27 protein-coding genes are annotated in these 26,122 nt (G+C 40.9%); 19 read left to right on the top strand and 8 right to left on the bottom strand.

Features of this window, described 5'->3' with window-relative positions; all coding sequences use genetic code 11:
• The first annotated feature begins 42 nt into the window (after positions 1–42).
• From hutH to PAARA_RS05240, 7 genes are all read left to right on the top strand, one after another.
• Positions 43–1,536, top strand: a complete 1,494-nt coding sequence (hutH, locus tag PAARA_RS05270) for a histidine ammonia-lyase (RefSeq protein WP_062568005.1) — start codon at positions 43–45, stop codon at positions 1,534–1,536.
• Positions 1,537–1,547: 11 nt separating this feature from the next.
• Positions 1,548–3,548, top strand: a complete 2,001-nt coding sequence (locus PAARA_RS05265; RefSeq protein ID WP_062568004.1) for a urocanate hydratase — start codon at positions 1,548–1,550, stop codon at positions 3,546–3,548.
• A gap of 121 nt (positions 3,549–3,669) precedes the next feature.
• Positions 3,670–4,080 (top strand): GFA family protein, encoded by a 411-nt coding sequence (locus PAARA_RS05260; RefSeq protein ID WP_062568003.1) that lies wholly within the window; start codon positions 3,670–3,672, stop codon positions 4,078–4,080.
• Positions 4,081–4,628: 548 nt separating this feature from the next.
• Complete coding sequence (locus tag PAARA_RS05255; protein ID WP_062568002.1) at positions 4,629–5,021, top strand: hypothetical protein; 393 nt, start codon at positions 4,629–4,631, stop codon at positions 5,019–5,021.
• A gap of 26 nt (positions 5,022–5,047) precedes the next feature.
• Complete coding sequence (locus tag PAARA_RS05250; protein WP_062568001.1) at positions 5,048–5,410, top strand: hypothetical protein; 363 nt, start codon at positions 5,048–5,050, stop codon at positions 5,408–5,410.
• A gap of 316 nt (positions 5,411–5,726) precedes the next feature.
• On the top strand, positions 5,727–6,539 hold the full coding sequence (locus PAARA_RS05245) for a helix-turn-helix transcriptional regulator (RefSeq protein ID WP_062568000.1): 813 nt from the start codon (positions 5,727–5,729) through the stop codon (positions 6,537–6,539).
• Positions 6,540–6,614: 75 nt separating this feature from the next.
• Positions 6,615–7,172 (top strand): YbhB/YbcL family Raf kinase inhibitor-like protein, encoded by a 558-nt coding sequence (locus PAARA_RS05240; RefSeq protein WP_062567999.1) that lies wholly within the window; start codon positions 6,615–6,617, stop codon positions 7,170–7,172.
• 311 nt (positions 7,173–7,483) lie between these two features.
• On the opposite strand, the gene PAARA_RS05235 is transcribed toward PAARA_RS05240, so the two are convergent.
• The gene (locus PAARA_RS05235) at positions 7,484–7,915 is read right to left on the bottom strand and encodes a hypothetical protein (RefSeq protein ID WP_062567998.1); all 432 of its coding nucleotides are present in this window, start codon (positions 7,913–7,915) and stop codon (positions 7,484–7,486) included.
• A gap of 183 nt (positions 7,916–8,098) precedes the next feature.
• On the opposite strand from PAARA_RS05235, the gene PAARA_RS05230 reads away from it, so the two are divergent.
• Together PAARA_RS05230 and PAARA_RS05225 are read left to right on the top strand one after the other, a co-directional pair.
• Positions 8,099–8,554 (top strand): hypothetical protein, encoded by a 456-nt coding sequence (locus PAARA_RS05230; protein WP_062567997.1) that lies wholly within the window; start codon positions 8,099–8,101, stop codon positions 8,552–8,554.
• Between the two features lie 58 nt (positions 8,555–8,612).
• The gene (locus PAARA_RS05225; protein WP_062567996.1) at positions 8,613–9,086 is read left to right on the top strand and encodes a mechanosensitive ion channel family protein; all 474 of its coding nucleotides are present in this window, start codon (positions 8,613–8,615) and stop codon (positions 9,084–9,086) included.
• 57 nt (positions 9,087–9,143) lie between these two features.
• Here PAARA_RS05225 and bfr (PAARA_RS05220) read toward each other — a convergent pair whose 3' ends face one another.
• The 6 genes from bfr (PAARA_RS05220) to PAARA_RS05195 form a co-directional block, all read right to left on the bottom strand.
• A complete protein-coding gene (bfr, locus tag PAARA_RS05220; protein WP_062567995.1) occupies positions 9,144–9,608 on the bottom strand; it encodes a bacterioferritin in 465 nt (154 codons plus the stop codon).
• 11 nt (positions 9,609–9,619) lie between these two features.
• Positions 9,620–10,093: a bacterioferritin gene (gene bfr / locus PAARA_RS05215; RefSeq protein ID WP_054552096.1), complete on the bottom strand. Its 474-nt coding sequence runs from the start codon at positions 10,091–10,093 to the stop codon at positions 9,620–9,622.
• 209 nt (positions 10,094–10,302) lie between these two features.
• On the bottom strand, positions 10,303–12,438 hold the full coding sequence (locus tag PAARA_RS05210) for a TonB-dependent receptor (protein WP_062567994.1): 2,136 nt from the start codon (positions 12,436–12,438) through the stop codon (positions 10,303–10,305).
• A 163-nt stretch (positions 12,439–12,601) separates the two neighbouring features.
• Positions 12,602–12,937 (bottom strand): DUF3703 domain-containing protein, encoded by a 336-nt coding sequence (locus tag PAARA_RS05205; protein ID WP_062568180.1) that lies wholly within the window; start codon positions 12,935–12,937, stop codon positions 12,602–12,604.
• Between the two features lie 28 nt (positions 12,938–12,965).
• On the bottom strand, positions 12,966–14,036 hold the full coding sequence (locus tag PAARA_RS05200) for a PepSY-associated TM helix domain-containing protein (protein WP_062568179.1): 1,071 nt from the start codon (positions 14,034–14,036) through the stop codon (positions 12,966–12,968).
• 64 nt (positions 14,037–14,100) lie between these two features.
• Complete coding sequence (locus tag PAARA_RS05195; RefSeq protein ID WP_062567993.1) at positions 14,101–14,961, bottom strand: cation diffusion facilitator family transporter; 861 nt, start codon at positions 14,959–14,961, stop codon at positions 14,101–14,103.
• Between the two features lie 170 nt (positions 14,962–15,131).
• Between PAARA_RS05195 and PAARA_RS05190 the strand changes: the two genes are divergently transcribed.
• The 10 genes from PAARA_RS05190 (at position 15,132) to PAARA_RS05145 (ending at position 25,125) form a co-directional block, all read left to right on the top strand.
• Positions 15,132–15,509, top strand: coding sequence for a hypothetical protein (locus PAARA_RS05190; RefSeq protein ID WP_062567992.1), 378 nt, complete (start codon positions 15,132–15,134; stop codon positions 15,507–15,509).
• A gap of 58 nt (positions 15,510–15,567) precedes the next feature.
• Positions 15,568–16,695: an efflux RND transporter periplasmic adaptor subunit gene (locus tag PAARA_RS05185; protein ID WP_083515258.1), complete on the top strand. Its 1,128-nt coding sequence runs from the start codon at positions 15,568–15,570 to the stop codon at positions 16,693–16,695.
• Between the two features lie 9 nt (positions 16,696–16,704).
• Positions 16,705–19,815 carry an efflux RND transporter permease subunit gene (locus PAARA_RS05180; protein ID WP_062567991.1) on the top strand — a complete coding sequence of 1,037 codons (3,111 nt, stop codon included), beginning with the start codon at positions 16,705–16,707 and terminating at the stop codon, positions 19,813–19,815.
• 132 nt (positions 19,816–19,947) lie between these two features.
• Positions 19,948–20,433 carry a GNAT family N-acetyltransferase gene (locus PAARA_RS05175; protein ID WP_062567990.1) on the top strand — a complete coding sequence of 162 codons (486 nt, stop codon included), beginning with the start codon at positions 19,948–19,950 and terminating at the stop codon, positions 20,431–20,433.
• Between the two features lie 112 nt (positions 20,434–20,545).
• Positions 20,546–21,052 (top strand): hypothetical protein, encoded by a 507-nt coding sequence (locus PAARA_RS05170; protein WP_062567989.1) that lies wholly within the window; start codon positions 20,546–20,548, stop codon positions 21,050–21,052.
• A gap of 15 nt (positions 21,053–21,067) precedes the next feature.
• On the top strand, positions 21,068–21,679 hold the full coding sequence (locus PAARA_RS05165; RefSeq protein WP_062567988.1) for a superoxide dismutase: 612 nt from the start codon (positions 21,068–21,070) through the stop codon (positions 21,677–21,679).
• Between the two features lie 91 nt (positions 21,680–21,770).
• On the top strand, positions 21,771–23,120 hold the full coding sequence (locus PAARA_RS05160) for a DNA-3-methyladenine glycosylase 2 family protein (RefSeq protein WP_062567987.1): 1,350 nt from the start codon (positions 21,771–21,773) through the stop codon (positions 23,118–23,120).
• Between the two features lie 2 nt (positions 23,121–23,122).
• Positions 23,123–23,590 (top strand): methylated-DNA--[protein]-cysteine S-methyltransferase, encoded by a 468-nt coding sequence (locus PAARA_RS05155; RefSeq protein WP_209438171.1) that lies wholly within the window; start codon positions 23,123–23,125, stop codon positions 23,588–23,590.
• A gap of 182 nt (positions 23,591–23,772) precedes the next feature.
• A complete protein-coding gene (locus tag PAARA_RS05150; RefSeq protein ID WP_157066166.1) occupies positions 23,773–24,453 on the top strand; it encodes a hypothetical protein in 681 nt (226 codons plus the stop codon).
• Between the two features lie 87 nt (positions 24,454–24,540).
• A complete protein-coding gene (locus PAARA_RS05145) occupies positions 24,541–25,125 on the top strand; it encodes a thymidine kinase (protein ID WP_062568177.1) in 585 nt (194 codons plus the stop codon).
• Here the strand turns inward: PAARA_RS05145 and ltaE are convergent.
• The gene (ltaE, locus tag PAARA_RS05140) at positions 25,108–26,115 is read right to left on the bottom strand and encodes a low-specificity L-threonine aldolase (protein ID WP_062567984.1); all 1,008 of its coding nucleotides are present in this window, start codon (positions 26,113–26,115) and stop codon (positions 25,108–25,110) included. The two genes, PAARA_RS05145 and ltaE, sit on opposite strands and share 18 nt — an antisense overlap.
• Between the last annotated feature and the right edge of the window lie 7 nt (positions 26,116–26,122).

The following is a 26,122-nucleotide window of genomic DNA, read 5'->3' as shown; positions in this document are numbered from 1 at the left end:
CTCCCTCTAAATAAAACTTATCCTGTTCTTTAGGAGTTATAAATGACATTTAAGTATGGTGTTGACCAATTAACGTTAGACAGCGTTAATGCTATTGCAGCCGGTACGTTACAGGCAGAGCTTTGCCAAGAAGCCATTGATAAAATTAATAAAAGCCGCCAAAACGTAGACAAAATGGCTGCCTCAGATAAAGCCATTTATGGTATCAATACGGGCTTTGGTCCATTATGTGATACACAAATTTCTCCAGAAGAAACCAATCTATTACAAAAGAATTTATTGATTACACACGCTGTCGGTGTGGGTGAGCCAATCGCTAAACCTATTTCAAAGCTAATGCTCATCACCAAAGTACATGCATTAAGCCAAGGTTTTTCAGGTATTCGTTTAACCGTAGTTGAGCGTATGCTTAAGTTTATTGAACTTGATATTATTCCTGTTGTACCAGAGCAAGGCTCGGTTGGCGCATCGGGTGACTTAGCACCGTTATCACACCTATTCTTACCTCTTTTAGGAGAAGGTGAGTTTTGGGTAAACGACACAATCAAGCCAGCAGCAGACGTATTAAAAGAGCACGGTTTAGCGCCTTTAGATTTACATGCTAAGGAAGGTTTAGCGTTAATTAATGGTACTCAGTTTATTTTATCGCATGCCATTACTGCGCTTACTAAAATGCGTTACCTATTAGACCTTGCTGATATCGCAGGTGCTATGAGCATTGAAGGTATGCAAGGTAGCCAATCACCGTTTCGTGAAGAGTTACACGCCATTCGTGCTTTTAAAGGTAACGTTGAAGTTGCAGCGCGTATGCGCAGCTTTTTTGCAGGCTCTGAAAACATGGCTTCACACACTGATTGTGACCGTGTTCAAGACCCTTACTCACTGCGTTGTATTCCTCAAGTTCATGGTGCATCACGTAATGCGTATTACCACTTAAAAGAACTTGCTGAAACAGAAATGAATTCTGTAACAGATAACCCAATTGTGATCAGCGAAGAAGAAGCCATTTCGGGTGGTGGTTTCCACGGTCAACCACTTGCTATGGTATTAGATTATGCATCAATCGCAGCGGCAGAGCTTGGTAACATTGCTGATCGTCGTTGTTATTTACTGCTTGAGGGCTTACACGGCTTACCACGTTTATTAACGACATCGGGTGGCTTAAACTCTGGCATGATGATCCCGCAATACGTGACTGCGGCACTGGTAACAGAAAATAAATCATTGTGTTTCCCGCCATCAGCAGACAGCGTACCAACATCAATGGGCCAAGAAGATCACGTATCTATGGGTAGTATTTCTGGTCGTAAGTTAAACCAGATTTTAGGTAACCTTGATAAAATCTTTGCGATTGAGCTGATGTATGCAGCGCAAGCAATCGAATTTAGACGTCCTAACAAGTGTTCAGACATCATTGAAGAAAACTTTGCGCTCATTCGCAGCAAAGTTGCCAAACTAGAAGAAGACCGCTTACTTAAGCCAGACATTGATGCCATGGTTGCACTCGTTAAATCGCAAGCGTTTAAAGTTAACTAAGGGAGCAAATAATGACTTTTCAAGAACAAATTAAGCAAGGTATCCCAAGCGTATTGCCAGAGCCAAAACCGTATCCAAGTGATGCAAACCGTGCTCCAAAACGTAAAGACATTTTATCAGCTGACGAAAAGCAATTAGCGATTCGTAACGCATTGCGTTATTTCCCTAAAGAGTGGCACAAAGAATTAGCTGCTGAATTTGCCGCTGAGCTTAAGCAATTTGGCCGTATTTACATGTATCGCTTTAAGCCTAACTATGAACTTAAAGCGCGCTCAATCAGCGATTACCCGGCTAAATGCGAACAAGCTGCCGCAATCATGTTAATGATCGACAACAACCTTGATCCAGCAGTAGCACAGCACCCTGAAGAGCTAATCACGTACGGTGGTAACGGTGCGGTATTCCAAAACTGGGCGCAGTACTTATTAACCATGAAGTACTTAAGCGAAATGGAAGAAGACCAAACGCTACACATGTACTCGGGTCACCCTATGGGGTTATTTCCATCATCAGTAGAAGCACCGCGCGTGGTTGTGACAAACGGTATGATGATCCCGAACTACTCAAAGCCGGATGACTGGGAAAAATTCAATGCACTGGGTGTAACTCAATACGGTCAAATGACTGCGGGTTCATTTATGTACATTGGCCCACAAGGCATCGTGCACGGTACAACCATTACTGTAATGAATGCATTCCGTAAAGTACTGGATAAAGGCGAATCACCAAAAGGTAAAATCTTCTTAACGGCTGGTTTAGGCGGTATGAGTGGTGCGCAACCTAAAGCGGGTAACATTGCTAACTGTATCACCGTATGTGCCGAGGTTAACCCTAAGGCAGCTATTAAGCGTCATCAACAAGGTTGGGTTGATGAGCTAATTGATAACATGCCAGAGCTTGTTGAGCGTGTACGTACGGCTCAGCAAAATGAAGAAGTTGTTTCAATTGCCTTTATCGGTAACGTGGTTGATGTTTGGGAAAGCTTTTTAGCTGAAGATATTTTCATTCACTTAGGTTCAGACCAAACTTCACTTCATAACCCTTGGTCAGGCGGTTACTACCCGGTTGATATCAGCTATGAAGAGTCAAATCGTTTAATTCGTGAAGAGCCAGAAGTATTTAAAGAAAAAGTACAAGCGACGCTTAAGCGCCACGCCGATGCTGTTAACAAGCACACAGCAAAAGGAACGTACTTCTTTGATTACGGTAATGCGTTCTTGCTAGAAGCATCACGCGCTGGTGGCGATGTAATGGCTGAAAACGGTATTGATTTTAAATACCCATCATACGTACAAGATATTCTTGGCCCAATGTGTTTTGACTACGGCTTTGGCCCGTTCCGCTGGGTATGTACATCAGGTAAACCAGAAGATCTTGATAAAACAGATGCGATTGCTGCAGACGTTTTAAATAAAATCATGGCAGACTCGCCAGAAGAGATCCAACAGCAAATGCAAGACAACATCACGTGGATCAAAGATGCGAAGCAGAACAAACTGGTTGTTGGTTCGCAGGCTCGTATTCTTTATGCAGACGCACAAGGCCGCGCTGAAATTGCTAAAGCCTTTAATGATGCCATTAATCGTGGTGAAATTGGTCCGGTTGTACTTGGGCGTGACCACCATGATGTGAGTGGTACGGATTCACCTTTCCGTGAAACATCAAACATTTATGATGGTAGCCGCTTCACCGCAGACATGGCGATTCACAATGTAATTGGTGATGGTTTCCGTGGTGCTACTTGGGTATCTATTCACAATGGTGGCGGTGTTGGCTGGGGTGAAGTGATCAACGGTGGTTTTGGTATGCTACTAGACGGTAGTGAAGCTGCCGAGCGTCGTTTGAAATCTATGCTATTATTTGATGTAAACAACGGTATTGCTCGTCGTAGTTGGGCGCGTAACGAAGAAGCTAATTTTGCTATTAAACGTGAAATGGCTCGTACCCCTAAACTTAAAGTGACTTTGTCTAATAACGTTGATGATGAAGTTTTATCAAACTTAGATTTCTAAGTTGTGTCAATGCAAAAAGGCCATGTTGTAAGTGCAACATGGCCTTTTTTATTGCCAAAAATTATTAAATAGCGCATCGTTTAGGGTATCAATTTTTAGCTTAGCGAATAAGGAGATAGATATGACTAAAACACTTACTGGTGGATGCTGCTGCGGCGAAGTGAGTTATAAAGTCGCTGATAACTTTAGGCGTTTTTTCTTCTGTCATTGCGAACAATGCCGCAAACTAACTGGCACTGCTCACGCTGCAAACTTGTTTACCTCACCTGATGCTATCGAATGGGTTAAAGGCCAAAATCACATTACGCGGTTTAATTACCCTGGTCGTGCATTATCTAGGGCGTTTTGTAAAACCTGTGGCTCTGCGTTGCCATTTGAATCACAAGACAGTAAATACCTACTTGTACCTGCAGGCAGTTTAAATGAAGAGCCAAGTAAAGAATTAGACGCGCAAATTTTCTGCGAAGAGCAAACCGAATGGCATAAAAAAGGTTTAAATGGCAAAAAGTTGATTGGTTTTGGTCGCGATTAAGCTCGATTAAAGAGTAAAGTTAGCGAGTTACGAGGGTAAAGTTAGCGAGTTACAAGGGTAAAGTTTGCGAGATACGAGAGGAAAGTTAGCGAGATACGAGAGAGAAGTTAGTGAGGTACGAGAGTAAAGTTAGCGAGTTACAAGTTTGTAGGAGGCGTTTTAACGCCGAACAAGTAGCAGCGATTTTACATCGCGTCCCATAGCCTGAATCCTAGCGCCTAATGTTTTCTTTCGTAGGCGTGAAACTTGTTTCGCGCGATATTATGTAGGTCGTGCTTTAGCGCGTTAAAAGAGTGTTTAGCGAGATAAGAGAGTATAGTTTGCGAGTTACGAGAGTAAAGTTTCTAGGAGGCGTTTCAACGCCGAACAAGTAGCAGCGATTTTACATCGCGTCCCAGAGCCTAAATCCTAGCACCTTATGCTTTCAATCGTAGGCGTGAAACTTGTTTCGCGCGTCAAAAGAGAAGTTAGTGAGATACGAGAGTAAAGTTTGACCAGTTGGTCGAGTTTGATTAATCTGTAAAACACATTTTAAAAGGAGGTTTTATATGTTTAAAGTTTTAACCTTAGCTGTTTTTGTCTCGTTAGCAGTACCTACTAACGCAAATGAAATTACAAGCGAATTTCTTAAAAAAGAGCTAGAACTTGCTCATTCTCAGTACATCAAAGGTTCGAGCGATAGTGCGCTTTATGCGTTAAATGCACTTGCAAGAATTCTTGAGCTTGATAGCGCTAAAACGCTGCAAACAGAAATAGGCCCGAATAATCTTGCTTTTACTTATCTTCGCATTGGACTCATTCATGAGCATGCAGGTGATCAGCTGCAAGCCAATAGCTACTTTGCAAAAGCGATGAATGCTCACCAAGGCGAAAAACTCAAGCTTGCAGAGCTCAAAGCGTATATAACTAAACTAGATAAATCAGCTGCTCACTTAATTTAAATATAATTGGAAATACAAGGAAGACGATGATCAAATGGCACGAACTAAATAAATATCAAAAAGCTGCATTTTGGTGCTTGATAGCTATTGTCGGTTGGTTCTCACCTGAGATTGCACTGTTATTTCATTTTGGTGGAATAGAAGTTGTATTTGCTTTTTTAGCAATGTACAGCTTGCCTATTATCAGAGTAGTGCGTTCTTACCTTCAAAAAATTAGAGAAAAACTGTTACTTGCCTATGTGTCATTTCAAAAAAGTGCCTCTGGTAAACCCAACGTCTTTTTAATGCAAACGGTATTCTGCTGTATTGCAGTTGCACTCACCGGATCATTTTCTTTTGCAATGGTATTTTTAATGCCAGGAATGATGTTAAACAATATGCTTGTTTGATTGGGTTAAAGTTAGCGAGATACGAGTTACAAGAGTAAAGTTAGCGAGTTTCGAGGGTAAAGTTTGTAGGAGGCGTTTCAACGCCGAACAAGTAGCAGCGATTTTACATCGCGTCCTAGAGCCTAAACCCTAGTACCTAATGTATCCTACCGTAGACGTGAAACCTGTTTAGCACCTTTGTAGGTCGTGCTTTAGCGCGATTAAAGGGTAAAGTTAGCGAGCCACCAGGGTAAAGTTGGTAAAAGATTTTACGCCGAATAACTAAGAATCACGGTCCAATCCGTTTCTTCGAGTCCAATAAAAAACACTGAAAAATATGAATGAATTGATAGAGATAGGTTTAAACGCAGTAAAGCAACATCAGTCTTTACCGTTTTCGATTTATTGCGCTAATGATGAACAGCACATAGTTAATGTGCCTATCGCAAAACCATTACTTGTCGTTGTGTTGTCTGGCAGTAAAAGACTAATTGATACAGAAGAAGTTAACTGCAATGCAGGCGATTTTGTCTTTATGGCAAATACACCTAAGGTCGCCATGCGCAACATTCCGCAAAATATTGGTTATATGGCGTTATTGATTGAGTTTGATTACGCAGACTTTGAGTGTTTGAAATATCAATCGGGAGCAAAGAAAAAGTTCATTAATGGGCAAGTAGACTCTTTGTTTCAAATGTCCTTAAAACAATTTATTGAATGGGCTGCAGTAACACCACCACAATTATGGCCAATTAGAAGGCAAGAGCTTCTACAGGTGTTATTTTTGCAGGGCTTTATTGATTTAGGTTCAATCATTGAGCCACCAACACTGACTCATAAAGTACATACTATTATCACCAGTGATTTAACACGAGATTGGGATGCAAACAGTATTGCAACGACGTTAGCGATGAGCGAATCGACACTCAGAAGAAAGTTAACCGCAGAAGACAGTAGTTTTCAGTTAATAAAAGACAAAGCGCGTTTAAGCCATGGGCTACATTTAATTCAAAGCAGCTCCGAGCCTATTGGAGCTATTGCGCAGCAATGTGGTTTTTCGTCACAATCTAGATTCACAGATAAATTTAAACTGTTGTTTAATACGACTCCAACAGCTCTTCGTAAAACAATAATGAGCGAAGTAGGCTAATAATTGACAGTTTTGGTACTAATTTGATCTCTCTTTGCTAGGTATTATGATTATTCTTATTAATCGGAGAATATTATGAAATCATCAACATTGAAAATTGCCACGCCATTATTCCTGCTATGTTTGTCTGGCACCACATTCGCTGAGTCTTTTACCTTAACAAGTAAAGACATTGCCCATGGTGACTTTATGGAGAGTGAGCAAGAGTTTAAAGGGTTTGGTTGTAATGGCGATAACCTTTCTCCACAACTTGCTTGGCAAAATGCACCTAAAGGAACTGAAGCATTCGCATTGACCGTTTATGATCCTGATGCCCCTACAGGCAGTGGCTGGTGGCATTGGCAAGTTGTGAATATTCCTAAATCAGTATCAAGCTTAGCGAGCGGTGCTGGAAATGCTGACAAGAATGCTTTGCCTAAAGGGAGTGTACAAATAACAAATGATTATGGTTTTAAAGGCTTTGGCGGTGCCTGCCCACCAGAAGGTCATGGCGCTCACAGATATCAATTTACACTGCATGCGTTATCACAAAAGCTTGAATTACCAGAGAACGCATCAGGTGCGTTAGCAGGTTATATGATCAATGCTTATTCGCTTGATTCAGCAACAATTGAGGCGCTTTATAAGCGTTGAGAGAGTTAGCGAGCTGCAAGGGTAAAGTTAGCAAGTTTCGAGCGTTTGTAGGTCGTGCTTTAGCGCGATTAAGGGTAAAGTTATCGAGTTACAAGTTTGTAGGAGGCGTTTTAACGCCGAACATCTAAGGTTCACGGCTGAAGCCGTTCCTACGTGAAAATCTCCACGGTTTTTGTCGCCATAAATGGCGACCTACAAGGGCACTCGAAGGCGTGAAACTTGTTTCGCGCGTCTGCTCTTAAAAAAGTTGCGGCATAAAGAGGCCGCTACTTGTGAAAGTGTATGGCCTCAAACATCATTGACTCGCAACTTTAATCATCTTTCTTTGCTTTTTTCGCGAGGATTTCAACCTCGGCTTTTTCGGTCACACCTGCCATACTAAGTGCTGTGCTGCCTACAGATTCATATTCAAGTTTTATTTTATCGAGTTTCGCGTCGTTTTTGTCTGGTAAACTTAAGCTACGTGATGACATCCCTTTGGTTAGAACACCCAGGTTTTCAAATACCTTTTCTTCACCATTATTCATGATGACTTTAATACTTTTAAGGTTCACTGTGCCATGTGTGCATTTAACCTTAATGTGACTATAACGGCTGCTGGTAATAGGGTTTACGGTATCAGTTTCGCTCTTGTAACTAACTTTTTTCTCAGCGATAGTTTTCCACTCGTCATCACCAGCAAAACTATGTGTACTGGCTAATGTTAGTAAAGTAGTTAAAGCTAATAGTTTAATTATTTTCATTTGATTCCCTCCAAAATTATGATCATTCAAAGATATAGCACATAAATAAAGTAATTGCTTATCTAGAAATGACTAAATAAAACCAAATTCATATTTTAGTCGTATTAACAATATGGTTCTTAGATTCACCAAGCTTAAATGGCATGCTATGCTAATTAAGTGTTTATAGTTTATGGAATTTAAATGAGATCTTACTTTTGGATAGTTGCTTTTTTGTTCTCAAACTCAGCGTTAGCAAGTGCATTGCTAGATGTTAAGCCGAGTAATAAAACCCAATTTTTGTCTTTAATTAAAGATAAACAAGGGGAGTATGCAGCCAAAGAGGGCAGTGACGCAGTTTGCCAAAATGCATCATTCTCATTAATCAAAACACCCACACAAGGTTTTAGTTTAGGCACGCTAATTGACTTTAGTGATTTGCATAACGGTACGCAGGTAAAAAAAATCCCAAACTTTTGTGTTGTTAGCTCGAAGCTAAAGTACTTTGTAAATGGTATTGTTAGAACCAAGCGCTACTTTCGCTGTGATAATGAAGACGATAATGGCTCAACAACTGAAGATTTGCGTTTTAAAGATAATGGCAATATCACTTATACATTGGATAAACCTGACATTTCATGTGTGTTTGAAAAACAATAAATGTTTTCCTCATGCAAATTTAAGCCTATGATGGGCTTTATTTTTAATTGAAAACCTTATGACTAGCCAACTCATTCAAGCATTTTTAGTGCTTGCTGCCTTTTATATAGCAAGCCTCATAATTGACCGGGCAATTAAACAGTTTCAACGTCGGTTTGATTCAACTGCACTTGAAACTTTCCGGCTAATTTCTAACTCGCAGCGCGCTATTTTATTATTCATTGCTATTGTGCTTGCGTTATCGAAACTCGGTTTTGATGTTGCGGCGTTGGTTGCAGGCTTAGGCTTAACGGGCTTTGCACTGGGTTTTGCGTTGAAAGATGCTATTTCAAACCTAGTTGCTGGTGTCATGATTGTGCTTTATAAACCTATTAAGCTTGGTAATTACATAGAAGTGAGTAATTCAAAGGGCACTGTGATTGATCTTAATTTGCGCTATATCACAATTAAAGGCAAAGGAGCTGTGCATTTAATCCCTAACTCTTTAATTTTAAGTAATAAAGTGTCAATCATTGATCGTGAAGACGATTAATAGCAAAAACTAGCTATAAAAAAAGCAGCCTAGGCTGCTTTTTGAAGTTTTAGCAAATTACATTTGAGATTGCAGGTAATTTTCAAGCCCTGCGGTTTTGATTAACTGCTGCTGTGTTTCAAGCCAATCAATCTGTTCTTCTTGCTCATTTAAGATGTTATCGAGCGCTTCACGGCTGATGTAATCTTTTTTCTCTTCAGCAAGTTTAATTGCTTCTTTAAGATCAGGTAATGAATCAAGTTCAAAGCTCATGTTAGCTTCGATCATTTCTTCAGAGTTTTCACCAATACGTAGTCGACCTAAATCTTGTAAATTTGGTAAACCTTCTAAAAACAAAATACGCTCGATTAAACGGTCGGCATTTTTCATTTTTTGAATAGATACTTTGTAATCAGCTTTGTCTAATTTTGAAAAACCAAAATCTTTAAACATACGAGCGTGTAAAAAGTATTGGTTGATACCCACTAATTCATTCGCTAATACTTTATTAAGTGCAGCAATGACGCTTTTATCGCCTTTCATACAATTAGCCTCTATTCGCCCATTTGAGATTGGTGGTAGTTTTGGCTACCAATTTTGTCGATTAGACCAAGCTGTTGTTCTAACCAGTACACATGATCTTCTTCTGTATCAAATAATAGCTTTTCAAGCACTTCGCGTGATTGATAGTCTTTTTCTTGTTCACAGATTGCAATTGCTTCTTTAACACAATCAACAACTTCTAATTCAAGTGTTAAATCGTTTTGCATCATGCTTTTAACGTCTGAACCAATTAATAGGTCACGACGTTTAGTCATGTTTGGTACGCCTTCTAAGAATAGAATACGTTTAATTAACCAATCAGCGTGGTCTTTTTCTTCTTCCATTTCGTGGTTAAGACGCTCATACAGCTTATTTAGGCCCCAATCGTCATACATACGAGAATGAATAAAGTATTGATCTATAGCGGCTAATTCGTTTGCGAGTAGTTTGTTAAAACTATCGATGACTTTTTGGTTACCTTTCATAATGCTGTCCTCGAATTCCAAGTTGCGGTAATTGTAGTATATAAAAACAAGATTGCAAACTTTTTCCTTTGTAAATCAGTTGTTTACTATTGAGTGTGATTCTCGTTTAAGTTTGCGTTAATGGTTGATAAATGAACAATTTATCGTTTTTATTCTTAAATGAAAAAAGCCCTTACTAAGAAGGGCTTGTTGTTCTAATAAAAATTAATTTAGAAGCGATAAGTTGCACCAAGTGTTACAGTGGTACCTAAACCTTTAATGTTATAGCCACCGTAGGTGTATGACTGGGCGCGGGCAGGGTAGTAATCATTGTTAAATAGGTTTTCAACACCCATAAACGCTTGCCAGTTTTTACTAAAGTTATAACGACCGCTTAGGTTGAATAGATTGTAACTGCTAATAGGGCCTTGATCGCCAACATAGTCACCGTCTGCATTTGGTTCAAAGCGTTTGCGTGAACCCACATATAAATAACTCACCGTAAGTGATAATTCATCATTAGGCTGCCAGTTTAAGTTAGCTGTACCTTTTGGTGGGCTGATTTGGCGAGAACCTAAGTAAATATCGTCTTCGGTGTTTTTACCTTCAACATAGCTGTAAGTTGCAACCAGTTTTAGGGTTGGGTTAATTTTATAATCAACCAGTGTTTCGTAACCCCAAATCTCTTGCGGCGCACGTACTGGCTCATAAACACCCGTTGCTTCATTAAAGCTATTCGTGGTGCCAAATTCTGATCTGCTGCGGTAAGCTGCAAATTCAAAACGCAAGTCATCAAACTGTGAGGTAAAACCAACTTCATAGTTATCGATGATTGATGCTTCTGTTTGAATTAGACCAATATCGTTTACTGTTGCAGAGCGTAATAAGCGACCAATATCAGAGATATCAGACCCTTGCGAGTAATTGGCAAACGGGCTGAAGGCCTCAAGTAAATTGTATTTAACACCTACATTGTAAGTGGTTGCATCGTAATCAATGGTGTCACCTTTTACGCTAAGTGGTACTGAGCATTGTGTTGCTGAGCGGCACAGTTTTAAGGTTTCATAGTCCTCTACAGCAAGATCTATGCTTTCTTGGCGTACACCCGCTTTAATAACTAAATCATTATCGATTACCCACTTAGTTTGTAAAAAGCCAGCAAGGCTTTCCATATCCATTTCTGGTACCCAAACACGGCCATCTACAAGTGGCTGAGACGTCACATCATTAAGTGCATCTAGGCCATAAATGAAGGTGGCTTCAACATTGTCAAAATCAACAAGGGTATTAAAGGTAGCGCGTGCCCCTTTCTTTTCAGAGCGAATAATTGATTGGCCGCCTTCGTAGCCTTCTTCTGGGTTAGCTAAGTTTGTAGAAAAGAAAAACACATTCTCGATATCTTGCATGTAAAGGTCGAGCGTCATTTGAGTATTACTAAACAGGGCGTAGTCTGTGTATTTTAAGGTAATGTTTTCGTTACCATCTGGGCCTTGTGGTTTACCTTGCTTTTGCAGCTCTTTAGGTACATGAATGGCATAGGTTTTTTCGCCATCATTAAGATCCCCTACAACATCACCTAAATCGGTTTTTTGCTGAGAGCTAAAGTAGTTATAGCTAAATTGCAGTTGCTTCTCATCGTCAAAGTCATAACCAAGTTTGGTGAAGTAGTTTTCGGTTACTGCATCAGATAAACCGTACTGTAAGCCCAGAATATCGCCTTCGGCGTCACGTTGAACGCCATTTTCTTCGTAACTTGCGGTGAATAAATAGCTAATTTTATCGGCACGACCATTAATTGCCGCGGAGACTCGCGCACCAGCGCTTTCTTCTAGTTTTACTGCACTAAAACGTGACGAAAGGCTGATTTCACCCTCTGGCTTACCATCACTTGTTGCTTGTTTAGTGATGTAGTTAATAATACCGCCCGATGCACCATTACCATAAACTGAAGTCGCACCTTTGATCACTTCGATACGAGCAATGGCACTAGGGTCGAGTGTTTTAACCCCTAAAGAGCCGTTTCTCAGTGGTGTAGATTGTGGCACACCATCAATCATCACAAGTGGTGCACGGCCACGTAAACTCTGACCTGTGTTACTCGAGCTACCCGTATCTGGTGCAAGGCCAGGTACCATTTGCGCCAATAAGCTTTGTAGTTCTGGATTAACTTTTAAATGCTCTTCAATTTGCTTTTGGCTAATAATCGTGACTGAAGCGGGTACTTCATCAATGCTTTCAAATACACGGCTGCCTGATACAACAACGTGTTCCATTTCTTCTGCGGTGAGTTTTTTATTAATGGCATCATCAGCAAACGATTGGCTACTTAGTGCGAGTGCAATCAGAGTAAGTGAAGTTTTTAACATGTTTATCCTTGTTAAATCAGTATTAATTATTATGTGATTGTGCGGAAGTCTAAATGTAAAGAAGTGTAAAGGCAAGGTTAATGATAATTATTTGCAATAATAATTGTGGCTTTTTAGTTACTCGCGATAAGAAGGGTACAAGTAAGTGCGGTTCTAGTTGATGCTAGTTTAAGTAACGTTTTAGGTCATCAGGAATAGGCATTGGTTTGAAAGGGCTAACATTGGTGCCGCCAGTGTTACCGAGTGGGACCCAAATACGCGAAAACACAATTGACGCAGCCATGCGAGCAAACTGACCAATTATTTCCTTGGCATTATGGGTTTTAAAACCAATTTTACACATCCACCAATGCGAGTAAGTATGCGCAATGATATAGCTTTGACCAAGAATATGAGCCCGCTCTAAGTGATAAAAAGCGCTTGTGTAATCCGTCTTTGCATAACTCGTTTTAGCCAATATCATTTCGTTGTTAAAGGCATGTTTGAGCTCACTATTCATGGCGAATGTCATTTTCAGTAATGGTTGTTTATTTGTAATGCCGTTTGTACCAAAAGTAAACACCCGAAATCGTGAAAAATAACGGTGATAAAGCAAATAGTAACCATAGTAATTGCACAATAGGCCCTGCAAAATCACCAATATGAAACTTATATTTAAAGTTCCATGTTTGCGTGGTCCATGAGCTTTGGCTGGCGTCATAGCTTGCAACAATATCTGCTGAATATGGGTTTGCCCATACCCAACTATAGGCATGGCTTTCACCCGGGTTCTCTATTCTAAAACCTATGTTATCAGTTGGTTTTTTCGGTAAATAAATTCTAAATAACTTACCCTCAGGAAATACAGTTTGTGCGTTATCAAACGCTTTTTGCACTTGAAAAGGCGTATCAGCTGAAGGGGAAATAACTGCTGGTGGTTTAGGTCTATCTTCAACTGTGCCTTGCATCACAAATTCTAATACGGCTTTGGTTTGTTCTTTCCAGTTAAATGCCATACCTGTGTAGGCAATTAAAATGAGTGGAATTAAAAAATACACACCTAGAACGGTATGTAGTTGATACATCAGCACTCTAATCTTTGCTTTACGCTTAATAGCCAAGCGCTTAATACGATTTTTTGGCTTCACCCAAATATAAAAGCCAAGCAGAATTTCAATAATAAGAATCAGCGCACACACCGATACCCAGTTTCTTAAAGGGCGGTTTTTATCGCCACCTTCATAAAGCAGCCAGCGGTGCAAAGCCATGGTAAAGCCATAAATTGTACTGTAGTAATCGTACTCATGTAACACTTGACCGTTGTATGGATTAACACTCACATATTTGTTATTGGCCAACTGTAATTGCCAAGCTAGATCACTACGCTGCTCTGGCATTAACAGGGTAACGGGTTGTTTTGTTGTAGCTGAAACGTGTTGGATGAGGTCATCGAAATCTAGTGCTGAAGGTGCTGGCGTTACTGTCCATTTATCGCTTTGAGTAAGGTATTGAATGTCTTTTGCGTAAATAAGCAACGCGCCGGTCAAGCTTAAACAAATTAAAAATAAACCGCTTACTAAGGCAAGTAATAAATGCGTACGACGTAACCACAACTTCAACAAGGTTTGTTCCTTCAGTTTGCTGTTAAAACAAAACTGAATTGTAAATGATAACGCGAAACATTTACACTAAAACTTGTTCAATGGTGCAGCTTTCAATAGCAAAGTTTTCATGTAAAAAGTGACGTATTTCATCGTTTTGAATGCTTTGCTTGGCACTAAACTTAAGCTCACAATGAATGTGATGGTCATCTATCTGCCATGTTTTAAGGTAATCAATATCAGTGATTGCAAATTGGGCTTTAAGTTCAGTGATAGCTTCTGGTAGCGCAAAACTATCGGGGGCTGCCTGCATTAAAATTTTACTGCTCGCTATTAGCAGCAAAATACCATGGTAAATGACGTACACCGAAATCAGCATGGTGGCAATTAAATCAACAACATACCATTGATAAAGAATAATTAAGGTACCCGCAATGATCACCACCACAGACGCTAATGCATCAGACACATTATGTATAAACGCAGCACGAATATTCATGCTGTCTTTCGCACCTGCTTTGTAAGTTAAAAGCGCGGTGAATAGGTCAACAACCAGTGCAAAACCAGCAACCCAAATGATGATCCAACCATCAATGGGCTCAGGGTTTAAATAGTTGGATATGGCTTCAACAATTAGGTAACCACCAATCACGATTAAACTTAAACTGTTAAATAAGGTTGCTAAAATTTCAGCGCGTTTATAACCGTATTGATAACGATCATTGGCAGGTTTGGCACCTATTTTTCGGGCAATTATGGCAATGAATAACGATGAGGCATCACTTAAATTGTGCAGCGCATCAGCAATTAAAGATAAGCTGCCAGAAACGAGGCCGCCAATCACCTGAGCGACGGTTAATAACACATTAATTACCACTGCCAGCATGAGTTGGCGGGTGCTTTGGTTATTTGTATCGTGATGGTGGTGGTGTCCGTGTCCCATAAAAATACCTAGTTATTGATTTGCTTTATTTTTATACCATGCGTGCTGTGATATTGAAAAGTTTATAATGATTTGTTCGTGTACAGATTATAATTTTCTGTTCAAATGCTGATGGATTTGTTAATTTAACACTGTTGTACCATTTTTTAGTTCTAATTTTTAGGCTCAATGTGAAAGCTGCATTTTTTATTTTGATTAGCGTATTATTGCTCCAGCCCACGCTGGATAGCTTTGATGTGGCCGATCATAATGCTGCGTTTAATCAGGCTTCGGTACTACTATCAGAAGAAATCGACCTTGAAGCCCATTGCGCTGTCAATGGCGATCATCAGCTACACCAAGCTGAACATGCCGAGCTTGCAAAACAGTTATCTGACTCAGCTGAGAAAGGCCATTGTCACGTTTGTCACAGCCCTGCATTTGTAGATACGCTACACCTGTCTGAGCCTACTGATGTCTATTTCACTAAAATAGAATCACTCGATTTAAATTTCAAATCGGCTGACTTAGCACCGCTACATCGCCCACCAATTTTTGCTCTTACTTAATCCAAAACCCTTTTTAGATTTTATTTGGGCTTAGCCCATTTTAAGTAAGAGACAATATATGTATTTAAGAAATTTTATGCGTTACGCATTGCTGTGCGTATGTTTTATGTATGTGACAAATAATCATGCTTCAGAGCTGGAGCATGATCACCAAGAAAATGAGCAAGCTGAGCAAACTAATGAAGTCAGTTTAACTGAGCAACAACAGCAACTGGCTAATATAAAAGTTGAACGCCTTGTACTAAAAACACACAATCAAACCTTGTATGCCCCAGGTGAAATTAAAGCCAATGGCTATGCCAGTTATGTGGTATCACCGCGTGTTGATTCAATTGTTGTAAAGCGCCATGCCTTGCTGGGGCAACACGTAAATAAAGGAGACTCTTTAGTCACCTTATTTAGCGGTGAAGTTGCCAGCCAACAAACTGAATTTAGATTAGCAGAAGCTGAGTGGCAACGAGTCACTAAAATGACACGCGGCACACTGAGCGAAAAGCAAATCCTGACCGCTAAAGCCGAATATGAAGTCGCCTATAGCCGACTTGTTGCCATTGGTTTATCGAAACAAGCCATTGCGCAAACACTCACCATAGCGCCTGAAAAGCTCGGTGAATATACCTTGTTTGCACAAACATCGGGTGCTGTTTTAACTGATAACTTTGCTCAAGGTCAGCGTGTTGATTCGGGGATTGAGCTGATGCTGATTGCCGATGAATCAGCGCTTTGGGTTGCCGCACAGCTTTCAGCTAATCAAGACCGTACTATCAGTAATGGTTCTAAGGCGCTGTTAGAAGTAAACGGCCATCGCTATCAAGCAACAGTTATTCAAGAAGCGCATACGATTGATGAACAAACACGCTCGCGAACAGTTAGGCTCGAAGTAAAAAACACGCAACATAGTTTGCATCCTGGCATGTTTGCGGATGTGTACTTCCATTTTGAAACAGAGCAAGCGGTACTTGCCGTACCGGAAAATGCGTTAACACGCAGTGCCGATGGCGACTGGCAATTGTTCGTTGTTGATGATGATGGTGGCTTTATCGCAAAAGAAGTGACCCTAGGTCGAAGTTTTGGTGATTATCGCGAAGTGTTTGATATTGAAGCAGGGCTTGAAATTGTCACGCAAGGTGCTTTTTTTATTGCCTCACAGCTAGCTAAAGGCGGATTCGATCCGCATAACCACTAGAGGTGACGCATGTTTAATTTATTAATAGAGGCGGTGATAAAGAGCCGTTTACTGGTGGTGTTGGCCTTGCTTGCTGCAATTGCAGTGAGTGCATTTATGATCCCAAAACTAAATCTAGATGCGTTTCCTGATGTGACCAATGTGCAAGTTGCAGTTAACACTGAAGCGCCAGGGCTCGCGGCTGAAGAAGTAGAGCAACTGATCACATACCCGATAGAAGCCGTGATGTATGCACTGCCCGATGTAGAACAGGTTCGTTCTATTTCTAAAACGGGTTTATCGGGCGTCACTGTGGTGTTTAAAGAAGGCGTTGATATTTACTTTGCTAGGCAACTTGTTTTTGAACGTTTGCAATCTGCTAAAGAGCTGATCCCAACTGGTGTAGGTATGCCAACCATGGGCCCTAACACTTCAGGGCTTGGACAAGTCTATCAGTATTTACTTGAAGCAAAGCCGAGTGCAAACATTGATAGCATGGCACTGCGTAGTTTAAATGATTGGGTTGTTAAATTACTTATTTTACCCATTGATGGTGTGACCGATATTTTGTCATTTGGCGGCGAGGTAAAGCAGTATCAAGTAAATTTAAACCCCAATAAGTTATTAGCTTATGACTTAACACAACAAGATGTCAGCAATGCGCTAGATGCTAACAACAGCAATGTCGGTGGCTGGTATATGAACCGTGGTCAAGAACAACTTGTTATCCGAGGTACAGGTTGGTTTACCCCAGGCGAAAAGGGGCTTACTGAGATTGCACAAACGCCTATCAAAACAATTGATGGTACGGTCGTTAAAGTGGCAGATGTTGCGAATGTTGAACTTGGCAGTGAAATTCGTCAAGGTGCTGTCACCTTGTCTAAACGTGATGAAAAAGGCGAAATAGTCAATCGTGGTGAGGTGGTCACCGGCATCGTGCTCAAACGAATGGGTGCTAATACCAAGCAAACGATTGATGGCATCAACGCACGTGTCGAGATGATAAATCAAGCACTGCCAAAGGGAGTTGAATTTAAAGCAATTTACGACCAAGCAGAGCTTATTAGCCAAGCGGTACAAACGGTTATTGATGCACTGCTTTTAGCTTTTATATTTATTATCATAGTATTAGCGCTATTTTTGTTGGATTTAAGAGCAACATTTTTGGTGCTGTTGTCGATCCCTATTTCGATTGGCTTAGCACTGAGTGTAATGGCATGGCTTGGATTATCGGCAAACTTAATGTCGTTAGGTGGTATTGCTGTTGCCATCGGTATGCTGGTAGATGGCTCAGTGGTGATGGTTGAGAATGTGTTTAGACATTTAGGATTGAAAAACAATCAACATAAATCACCTGCCGAGCTTGTTGCTACTGCTGCAAAAGAAGTTTCACGACCAATCTTTTTTGCCTCTTTGATTATTCTAACGGTATTTTTACCGCTGTTTAGCTTTGAAGGTGTTGAAGCTAAGTTATTTCAGCCAATGGCTGTGAGTATTATGCTGGCGATTATTAGCGCTGTGATTGTTGCCTTGGTTGTTGTGCCAGCTCTGTGTGTGTACTTATTTGCTAAGGGCGTGACAGTAAAGCAAAGCATCTTATTAAAACCAATCGATATGCTTTATCAACGGGCTTTACAAAAAGCATTGCACGCTAAACGCAGCGTTTTAGCTATTGCTGGGTTATTGCTGATTGTAGCGGCCGTTATGCTACCAAAGCTGGGTACTGAGTTTGTGCCAGAGCTTGAAGAAGGCACTATTAACCTACGTGTGACACTTGCTCCCTCTGCAAGCCTTGATACAGCAATTGCAGTTGCACCAAAGCTTGAAGCCATGTTGCTTGAGTTTAGCGAAGTGGAATATGCGCTGAGCCGAATCGGTCGTGCTGAAGTGGGGGGCGATCCTGAACCGGTTAACAACATAGAAATCTATTTAGGCTTAAAGCCGCATGAGCAATGGGTAAATGCGAAAACGCGTGTTGAATTGCAACAGCTAATGGAAGCCAAGCTTGAGCAATTCCCTGGACTTTTGTTCAATTTTTCACAGCCTATAGCTACCCGAGTTGATGAGCTTTTATCGGGTGTTAAAGCGCAGTTAGCAATCAAGTTGTTCGGTAGTGACTTGGCGGTGTTGAGTGAAAAAGGTCAACAAATTGAACAACTGGTACAGCAAATACCTGGTGCTAAAGATGTCGCGATGGAGCAAATAGGCGGTGAAGCACAGCTCATAGTCAAACCCAACCGTTTAGCATTATCGCGCTTTGGTTTATCGGTGGCTGATTTAATGGATGTAGTCCAGCATGGTATTGGTGGGCAATCAGCAGGGCAAATTATTAATGCTAATGAGCGCTATGATATTTATGTGCGCATAGCAAAAAGCTATCGCCAAAACCCGGATGTGATTGCTGATCTTCGACTGCGAACCCCTGCGGGGGCCATTGTTAGGGTGGGGGATGTAGCCGATGTACAGATTGAGTCAGGCGCTCCACAAGTTCGTCGCGATGATGTGCAAAGGCGGGTGGTTATTCAAGCGAATGTGCAGGGGCGAGATATGGGGTCAGTTGTTGCCGATATACGCGCTGCAATTGCTGATAAAATGCAGCTGCCAAGTGGTTACAGTGTAGCTATTGGCGGTCAGTTCGAAAACCAGCAACGGGCACAACAGCGGCTGATGATTGTAGTACCTGTGGCCTTGTTACTCATTGCGTTATTGCTTTATTTTGCCTTTAGTAACTTATCGCAAGTGGTGCTTATTCTTGTCAATGTTCCTTTGGCTGTGATTGGTGGGGTGATTGCATTGTATGTCACTGGACAATATTTATCAGTACCTAGTTCCGTTGGTTTCATCACCTTATTTGGCGTTGCGGTATTGAACGGTGTAGTGATGGTTGAAAGCATTAACCAACGAGTTAGCGCTGGCGATAGCAAAGATAAAGCGGTATTTGAAGGCGCTGTTTCACGGCTAAGACCCGTACTCATGACTGCGCTTACTTCAATGCTGGGGCTTATTCCGATGCTGCTCAGTACAGGAATAGGGGCTGAAATTCAAAAGCCCCTCGCTACTGTTATTGTTGGCGGTTTAGTCAGTGCAACCTTCTTAACTTTATTTGTACTTCCGGTACTTTATAAGTCGATGAGTAAATAAAAATAAAGCAAAATGGGGCTAACGTTTAGTTGCCCCATTTTTAATGCACTGTATTTCTGTAAAGGGCGTTTACACTATGCTAAAGCCCTTATAAACTGGGCGTTACAATAATGATGTAAAAAGGAATACAGAGTGAGTAACGCAATTACAATCCGTCCGGCAGTAGCAAGTGATGCCGCAACAATTCTACATTTTATTACCGAGCTCGCTATCTACGAAAAAGAGCCTGACGCAGTTAAAACAGACGAACAAGCTATTTTAAAGACGTTATTCAGTGAAGGCGCAACGGCTCACAGTGTTATTTGTTTAGAGGGTGATACGCCAATTGGTTTTGCAGTGTATTTTTATAATTACTCGACGTGGCTTGGCAAAAATGGTTTGTATTTAGAAGATCTTTACGTCAGTTCAGATAGCCGTGGTAAAGGTGCGGGTAAGCAAATTATGCAATACCTTGCTAAACAAGCACTCGAAAAAGACTGCGGTCGTTTTGAGTGGGTTGTTCTTGATTGGAATAAGCCTGCTATTGATTTTTATGACAGCATTGGTGCTAAACCACAAAATGAGTGGATTATCTACCGCTTAACAGGTCAAGAGCTGATTGATTTTGCGCATCAATAAAAGCAATTCGTTTTAGCTGTAAAAAACAAATTAAAGTATAAATAAAAATCATTTGCATTTAATCTTTTCTGTGTGTAGTTTAAACACACAGGTTTTAAGTGCAGGTGATTTTATGACTCAAACAACATCCCACACAGCGCCAACATATCAACCAATTGACGATGCACTTGCCCCATGGCAAAAGGCAATTTATGAAGGTAATTTATCTTTTGAATGTGGGGACTTAGTTGTTGCCCGTGACCACTATACAGTCGCTGCAAATATTGCAGAGACATTAATGGCGCAGTTTACGAATATACCCTACAGCCACACAGTGGCGGATTCACTATCACATTGCTTCCCAGCGTTTGTTGTTGCAACGCATAACTTAGCAGATACGTTTAAAGTGATGGGTCAACCAGAAAAAGCATGTAATTGGTTATGCCATGCTCATCAAAAGCTTAGTTTGGTGTTATGCCATCCCAATGAAAAAATACGGCATCTAGTTCTGCATCATCATCACAAAACCTATTTTGAATTGGTTAAATTTGCCCAAATGTCCGCAGATTTTCCTGAATTGATCACACGCATAAATCATGTATTGAGTGATCATCCTCACAAAACACAGTTACTTCATTAATGATCAGGAAACATGATGGCTTACACATTACCGACATTAGAATACAGCTATGAAGCTCTTGAACCACATATAGATGCGAAAACGATGGAAATTCATCATACACTCCATCATCAAACTTATATCAATAAAGCTAACGCCGCATTAGAAGGCAGTCACTATAGTGAACAGGATGCTGAAAAGTTACTTCGTACCATAGGCTCACTTCCTGAGCCATTACAAAAAGCGGTGCAAGAGCATGTGGGCGGTCACTATAATCATTCATTATTTTGGCAAGTAATGACACCAAACGGCGGTGGCCAGCCAAGTGGTGAATTAAATACAGCGATTGTTGAAGCATTCGGTAGCTTTGATAAGTTTAAAGAGCAATTTACAAATGCAGCGGTTAGTCGCTTTGGTAGTGGCTGGGCTTGGTTATGTGTTGATAAGAACAACAAGCTTGTTGTTGAAAGTAGCCTAAATCAAGATAGCCCTCTGATGCATAATCACACACCTATACTGGGCCTCGATGTATGGGAACACGCCTATTATTTGAAATATCAAAATCGACGTCCTGAATACATCGCAGCATTTTATGAGGTTATTAATTGGTCTGAAGTTGAGCGCCGATATTTAGCAGCAACTAAATAAACATTAATCTAATAGGTTAAGGTCCGAAACTGGCTAGTCAAAAAAAATTATTCAGTTAAGCTAACCATATTAGCGAATAACGAGAATAACTATGACTAGCCAACAATGGCAAACAGCGAGGCAAAGCCGTGACGCTCGTTTTGACGGCGTATTTTTTGTTGCTGTTAAAAGCACGGGCATTTATTGCAGACCTATTTGCCCCGCACCGACTGCGCAAGAAAAAAATGTTGAGTATTACCAATACGCGCATTTAGCCGCGCAAGCTGGTTTTAGACCTTGCATACGCTGTCGCCCTGACAGTGCCCCCAATAGTTCTGCATGGTTAGGAACCAAAACCACCGCTTTACGTGCTAAGCAACTCATAGATAAAGGTGAAGCCTACGATTGTGAGCTGTTAGCCGATAGGCTAGGGGTGTCGAGTCGTTACTTACGTCGTTTGTTTAATCAATACTTTGGACTCTCGATCACCCAATATCGATTATTTAATCAATGCAATTTTGCCAAGCAGCTATTACAAGAAACCGATTTGTCGATGGCAGATATTGCATTTGCATCAGGTTTTAATAGTATCCGACGCTTTAATGATGCATTTTTGAAGCAATTAAATATGGCCCCGTCCAAGCTGCGCAAGTCAGATAAAAAGCCAACTGCGACATTAAATTTAACACTGGCTTTTAGGCCGCCTTATAATTGGCAGGCACACCATGGCTTTTTACAGCGCCGTTTGATTAGTGGCCTCGAATGGCTAACTGCAACGAGCTATGGTCGAACCTTTAAAGACAAACATTGCCAAGGGCAATTTACCGCACATTTTGTTGAGCATAAAAACCACTTTAAAGTGGCCATTGATATTGATAACACCCGTTATTTACAGCAAGTGATCAACAATATTCGACGTGTGCTAGATTTGGATGCCGATACACACACCATAGAGCTGCATTTAAATGCCGAGCTTAAAGGTGCTATGCCGCTAAGTGAAGGGCTGCGCTTACCCGGGATTTGGTCAGACTATGAAGCGGGTATTCGTGCAGTCCTTGGTCAGCAGGTAAGTGTAACGGCAGCTCATAACCTAGTGACGCAGCTTGTGAACGAGTTTAATCTGCACAGCAACATTCACTATTTTCCAAGCCCTGAGTGGGTGGCTAACTCAGAGCTCGATTTTTTTAAAATGCCACAGGCGCGTAAAGATGCGCTTAGGCGTTTAAGTGCTTACTGTTATCAAAACCCAGATAATCAAGAACTTGATAATTGGCTAGAACTAAAAGGTATTGGCCCATGGACAGTAAATTACGCCAAACTGCGCGGTCAAAGCCATCCTGATATTTTACTGGCAGGCGATTTAGGGGTTAAAAAAGCCCTCGCTGGCGTAAGCGAATTTGATAGTGAGCGATGCGCACCTTTTCGTTCATATTTAACTTTTCAACTATGGCAGCAACTATGAGCATGCAACAAGTTATTATGCCAAGCCCCATTGGCAACATCACCATCCAAAGTACTTCGAAGGGTATTAGCTATGTAGGCTTTTACCCAGTTGAGATTATGCAAACAGAAGAGGTGAATGAACATACACTGACACCGATTTTAATCTGTATTAGCGAGCTGAATGAATATTTTAACGGTGATCGTACTGCGTTTACTGTGCCGCTTGATACCAAAGGCACAGACTTTCAAAAGCAAGTATGGCGTGCATTAATGAACGTTGAATTTGGCGCAAGCAAGAGCTACCAAGATATTGCGCTGGCAATTAATAACCCAAAAGCAGTGCGTGCAGTTGGGGCGGCAAATGGCAAAAACCCCATCAGTATAATTGTGCCATGCCATCGAATTATTGGCGCAAATGGTAAACTAACTGGTTATGCTGGTGGACTTAGTAGAAAAGAGTGGTTGCTTAGGCACGAAGGCATTTTGTAAAAATTAAATTTGGCTTCTACACTGGTATTAATTTACTAAATTCGTAGTTTATTATCACAGTGACGTTATTTTATATTAGGTGTGTAGTAGCCATTGCCGTGTTTGCCACATTTTATTCGCAAGCCAGAAGCATACAGACTATCAATATTTGTTATGCCGATTCTGCGAAAGCGCCACTGTTTTTGAACGCCCGGAATGAAATCCCCATTTTTGCAGCGCAGACCCAATTCAACATTTTAAAACGTATTGACGATAGCCTTGCTAAGATAAATTTTATTTTGCACAAAAAAACACGGCAATCTTGTATCGAAGCAATAAAAACAGGCGAAATGGATGCTCATCTAAGCGCATTTAATCACGAAAAGTTAAGCTATGCGGCTTTTCCTGTTAATAACAATAAGCAACCTATTAGCGAATTTGCACTAACACGGTTTAGCCAATGTTTACTTGGTAATAGGCGCTTTCATACCAAGTGGGGGGCGCGGGAAGTGTTTCAGCGAAAAGCGTTCTCACTTGTTGTGCCAAATGGATTATTTATAGGTGATGCTGCAAGTGAAGAAACATTTTTTATAGAGTACTCATTTACGCAACAAGATGCGGTGAATCAAGTTATAGCAGGAAACGCAGATGCAACGATAGCAATATGCGAAATCGGTAATAACAAAGTTGATTTGTCTGTATACCATAAACATAAATTAGCGCCTGTATTTCCGCCGCTTAATACAACAACGGCTTATTTAGCTTTTTCAAACAACTTTTATTCAAAACATGAAAGTGCGGCTAAATTAGTGTGGCAGCAGCTAGCAAAACAACCCATCTCCCCGCATTACGCTCAACTTCTTCAACGAAACGTAACCGATTAAAGTACTGTGATTTAAAACATTAAGGAAAGGGTGATGTTACGGCGTGATTAAGGTAGCATATTGCGACTTAATTTTATGGGCAACCTCATGGCACAGCTGTACTTTTATTATTCTGCGATGAATGCAGGAAAATCGACAACACTTTTACAATCTGCATTTAACTACCGTGAACGAGGTATGGAACCCGTTATTTTAACTGCGGCAATTGATGATCGTGCAGGGGTGGGTAAAGTGTCATCGCGAATTGGTTTACAAGCTGATGCACATATTTTTGATGCGGATAAAAACGTATTTGAATTGATTAAATCGTTGCATGCCGAACAAAAGCGTCACTGTATTTTAGTTGACGAATGTCAGTTTTTATCAAAAGAGCAAGTTATGCAACTGACTGATGTGGTTGATGAATTAGGTATACCGGTACTTTGTTATGGCTTGCGTAACGATTTTAGAGGTGAGTTATTTAGTGGCTCGCAATATCTACTTGCTTGGGCAGATAAACTCATTGAGCTAAAAACGGTGTGTCATTGTGGCCGTAAAGCGAATCATGTACTGCGCACAGATGAACAGGGCAATGCAATTGCCGACGGTAATCAGGTAGAAATTGGCGGCAACGACCGTTATGTGTCGGTATGCCGCAAACACTATAAAGAAGCGTTAAATCTCGGCCGATAACGCCGAAATAAAGCTATCAATATCCTGCTTAGTGACACCTAAATGGGTCACTAAGCGCAGTGGTTTACCTGCTGAAAATAGTATGCCCTGTTTTTTCAGGGCTATTACCATGGCGTTTAAATCGATATTTTCATCAACATTTGCGTAAACAATGTTGGTATCAATTTGAAACGATGATGTGTCAAAACCCGCTAACGAATTTAACTGCTGTGCTAAATAAGCCGCATTATTGTGATCCTCAGCAAGTCGTGCTACGTGATGCTTAAGTGCATATTGCCCTGCGGCTGCAAGCATACCCGCTTGGCGCATACCACCTCCGAGCACTTTACGCCAGCGGCGCGCTTTATCAATCAGTGCTTTGTTACCCAATAATAATGAACCCACAGGGGCGCCTAACCCTTTTGATAAACAAATAGACACTGAATCAAAGTATTGGGTGATTTCCCTAATATCAACCCCTAACTTAACCGCGGCGTTATACACACGGGCCCCGTCTAAGTGCAGAGCAAGGTTATGTTTATTTACACATTCTCTTGCTTGTTTAAGGTAGCTAAGCGGGAGTACTTTGCCGCCAATGGTGTTTTCTAAGCTCAGTAATTTGGTTTTTGCAAAGTGAAAATCATCTGCTTTAATTGCAGCCACTACATTGTCTAAATCTATGGTGCCATCAGGGTTATTTTCGATAGGTTGCGGTTGAATAGAACCTAAAACAGCAGCACCGCCACCTTCAAATTTGTAATTATGTGCTTGTTGACCACAAATGTATTCATCGCCACGCTCACAATGTGCCATTAGTGCCAGTAAATTAGCTTGCGTACCTGAGCTACAATAAAGCGCACTTTCAAAACCGTGACGCTCAGCAGCATATTGCTCAAGCTGATTAACACTTGGGTCGTCGCCATAAACATCATCGCCGACAGCAGCGTCATTCATAACTGCGCGCATCTGTGCTGTAGGTTTAGTTACTGTGTCTGAACGAAAGTCGATCATCTTATTA

It is taken from the genome of Pseudoalteromonas arabiensis (assembly GCF_001550155.1).
Lineage (GTDB): Bacteria > Pseudomonadota > Gammaproteobacteria > Enterobacterales > Alteromonadaceae > Pseudoalteromonas > Pseudoalteromonas arabiensis.
This window is presented reverse-complemented; position numbering and strand designations above follow the sequence as displayed.